Source organism: Megasphaera intestinihominis (assembly GCF_040096415.1).
GTDB lineage: Bacteria > Bacillota > Negativicutes > Veillonellales > Megasphaeraceae > Megasphaera > Megasphaera intestinihominis.
Window position 1 is genome coordinate 1 of record NZ_JBBMEU010000113.1, and the last position, 2858, is coordinate 2858.

The window sequence follows — 2858 nt, forward strand, 5'->3', positions numbered from 1 at the left end:
ATTGAAACAGCCACGCCTCGAGGAAATTGTAAAATGTATCTTTCTGTCATCTTCTTCTACCTCTCTCCGCGGTTCCCGCGGTAAATATCGACCGGCCCGAACTGCTTTTCATAGGCCGTAAGGGCCGGGTAATCAATTCCGCATTCAACGTGCAGGCATTTCATGAATTCCCAGATAGGGACCTTGCTCTTTAAGACGGCGTCGATGTTGTCGTGGATGTACTGCTGTAGATCCTGCAAGCGCTTTGCCCCCCACTTGAAGTCATGACGTAGTGAGTGCAGCGTCACGATGACCGAGGCGGCCACGTGGTCCGTCACGTATTTCCGCAGACGCCAGTCCTTCGTCTTGCCTGTGATGAGCCGTTCCAGGCGCTGGGCGTCACGCTCATTGAGGAAGCGGTCGAACCCGAAATCGTCACACAGCTCATCCCGCCAGCGGATGGAGAACCCGTGCTCTTTCGAGTCCAGGTGCTCCCAGGCGGCGTTGAGTTTGGCGAACCGGTTGCGGCCAAAGCCGTACTTGTCATGCAGGGCCTGGTAGATGAGGGTCAGCCCCCAGTCCGCCCCGCTTTCGGCGCCGACTGCATAGCGGTGCTTGGCTTTTTCGGCCCGTTTCTTTTCCATGGCCCGTGAAATGTCATTCATTCCGATTGTCCTCCCCGAAAATGTGTGCTCCGATGTCGGCCATTTCCGGATCATCCAGGATGTCATCCGTCGGGTCTGGTTCTGGGTCCACCTTCACCGCTTTCTTCGGGCGGCATTTTTTCTTCGTATTTGCCGTTTTAACGGCCGATTGTTCTTTCTGGCTATGATTTATCGTAAGGCTATGTAAAAACGTCACCAGCTCGACGTCACTGCCATTCATATCGATTTTAATTTCCATCTTTCTCTCCTTCCTGTTCCGTCTATGCCAATAACCAGGTCATGCAATCATGCAGCGTTTCCTTTGCTTCTTTTTCAAACTGTCCCCGCCGGTTGTCGACTACGACATATTTCGTCCCATCAAATGCCATAAACTGGGCCTTGGGGATGTATTGCCCGTTGGCCCGGCGATATTCCAGCTCCGGGATTTCCGCAGCCGTCACGCAGAGGACGTTGTTCAAGCGGTCCTGGTATTCCGCCAGGGCCTGCCGCAGCCAAATCACATTACAAGTCATGGGCCATTCCTCCTTTCAGGGCCATATACAGGCCGTAGGTGATGCCATGCTCCCGGGCTTCCTGTTCGGCCCGGCCAAGTGGGCTAAGGACCCGCTTCGGCGGAAGGTATGTTTCTGGATGGTCCTGTTTGTCCTGCCGGAGCCGGTTCGCCGCCCTGTCTTTCCGGTAATTGGCTGTGACCGAGTTCAGCAGGGTCCTGCACGCCCGGGAGCAGGTCGTATAGCCGTTGTATCCTTTCGGGATAGGCTTCCCGCACACCAGGCAGCAGGTTTCCTTGCCCGTGATGTGGTGTTCGATCCGGTATGTATATCGGGACAGGATCCGTGCCCGGCAATCATCACAGAGTGTCAGCCTGGCCGTCCTGGATCCGCGGAGCTCGAGCGGCTGGCCGCATAGGCGGCATAATCTTGTCTTTGTCATCTTTCTCTCTCCTTTTCTGCCATCATTCCGGCATTTTCAGCCGGGCGGCTACTTCGCTGGTCAATTCTTTCACGCCGGCCAGGCCGGCATCAGCCAGATACTTCTGATGGACCGGGATGCCGGAAGCGGAAAATTCTTTCACTTCTTCGACGTGGGCTACTTCCGATTCATAAGCTTTACGGAACTGGGCCCGCAGAATGGAAGTGTCATCGGTCGGAGTCTGGCAGATCTCTTTCCAGCCGAACCGGTCGACGACGCGCTGCGTCACCGGATCGTCGAAGTCCGGCACGCCGGTATAGCCGACGGCGGCGATGGCCTTCTGGACCTTGCCCCAGGCTGTAGCACTGTCGATGGGCTTAGTTCCCATTGCCAGCGTAGTCACTTTTTCCGATGCCTTCCTAATTTCGGCAATGGTAGGTAAAAAATTGCAGTGGTTGATGCAGTACTTGACCCCGGCCGACAAGGCCGCCGGCGGGATGTCTTTTAACATCTCTACGTAGAAACGCAGCCGTTCCTCCGGGAGATCATTTTTGTACGCCAGTTGCAAAAGACCAATCGCTCGCAGGGTCGATATTTCCGTTGTCATCTTTCGTCTCTCCTTTCTGTTCCTGGGCTTGGTATTCTGCCATCAGGCGGTTCACGACGTCAATCGCTTCCTTCTTGCTGTTGTGTGGCGTTGGCTGTGTCCGGGCTGTGTTTTCATCGTCATAGCCTCCAGTCTGCCAGCTTTTCAGAATGCCGTGGATATATGCCAAACTTCTTTTATTACGGGTAACGGCTCTGTCAATGGCCTTTATGACGGTGTCGCTGCCAAAATCGTCGACCAGTGCTTTGAGCTTTTCTAGATCCATCTCCCCAGGCATGGGGTAGATGTTTTTTCTGTAAGCAGTGATGACGCCTTTCAGACCGTCGTCGGATGCTCCGGTTTCTTTCTTTCTACTTTCTACTTTCTCCTCTCTATACTCTTTACTCTTATCTCTATACTCTATACTCTTATCTCTAATCTCTACGTTACTTTGTAACGCCTTATTTGTTACATCTACGTTACTTTGTAACGCCTTTTTCTTCCGATACTTTCGTACTCGTGCGGCTGATTCTGATTCACTGCCCACCATATTCTTGACTTCTGGCATGACGGGTATTCCTTCCTGTGTTTCTTCGATAAGTCCTAAATGCTTAAAAAGGGATAATGCGACGTTTACCGTGGGAGTGTAAAATAGTTTGTGTAAATCGGTATTGCATGAATCTACTTTATGCCCCATACTGGGGTAAACAAAGATA

Annotated in this window: 6 protein-coding genes; all 6 read right to left on the reverse strand. The window is 52.7% G+C overall.

Features of this window, described 5'->3' with window-relative positions:
* Positions 1-56 precede the first annotated feature (56 nt).
* A complete protein-coding gene (locus WMO23_RS11060; protein ID WP_020309797.1) occupies positions 57-644 on the reverse strand; it encodes a hypothetical protein in 588 nt (195 codons plus the stop codon).
* Entirely contained in the window at positions 637-882 is a 246-nt protein-coding gene (locus WMO23_RS11065; RefSeq protein ID WP_349174078.1) for a hypothetical protein, read from the reverse strand. Before WMO23_RS11065 ends, WMO23_RS11060 begins: the two co-directional genes overlap by 8 nt.
* Before the next feature lie 22 nt (positions 883-904).
* The gene (locus WMO23_RS11070) at positions 905-1156 is read right to left on the reverse strand and encodes a hypothetical protein (protein ID WP_349174080.1); all 252 of its coding nucleotides are present in this window, start codon (positions 1154-1156) and stop codon (positions 905-907) included.
* Positions 1146-1577: a hypothetical protein gene (locus tag WMO23_RS11075; protein WP_349174082.1), complete on the reverse strand. Its 432-nt coding sequence runs from the start codon at positions 1575-1577 to the stop codon at positions 1146-1148. The genes WMO23_RS11070 and WMO23_RS11075 overlap by 11 nt, the downstream gene beginning before the upstream one ends.
* A 22-nt stretch (positions 1578-1599) precedes the next feature.
* A complete protein-coding gene (locus tag WMO23_RS11080) occupies positions 1600-2067 on the reverse strand; it encodes a hypothetical protein (RefSeq protein ID WP_349174084.1) in 468 nt (155 codons plus the stop codon).
* 34 nt (positions 2068-2101) lie between these two features.
* The coding region (locus WMO23_RS11085; RefSeq protein ID WP_349174086.1) for a DnaD domain protein at positions 2102-2858 on the reverse strand (757 nt) is incomplete at its 5' end.

Coding starts and splice junctions, on each gene's coding strand:
- WMO23_RS11060 (WP_020309797.1), bottom strand. CDS start 644: ATGAATGACATTTCACGGGCCATGGAAAAGAAACGGGCCGAAAAAGCC.
- WMO23_RS11080 (WP_349174084.1), bottom strand. CDS start 2,067: ATGTTAAAAGACATCCCGCCGGCGGCCTTGTCGGCCGGGGTCAAGTAC.
- WMO23_RS11075 (WP_349174082.1), bottom strand. CDS start 1,577: ATGACAAAGACAAGATTATGCCGCCTATGCGGCCAGCCGCTCGAGCTC.
- WMO23_RS11070 (WP_349174080.1), bottom strand. CDS start 1,156: ATGACTTGTAATGTGATTTGGCTGCGGCAGGCCCTGGCGGAATACCAG.
- WMO23_RS11065 (WP_349174078.1), bottom strand. CDS start 882: ATGGAAATTAAAATCGATATGAATGGCAGTGACGTCGAGCTGGTGACG.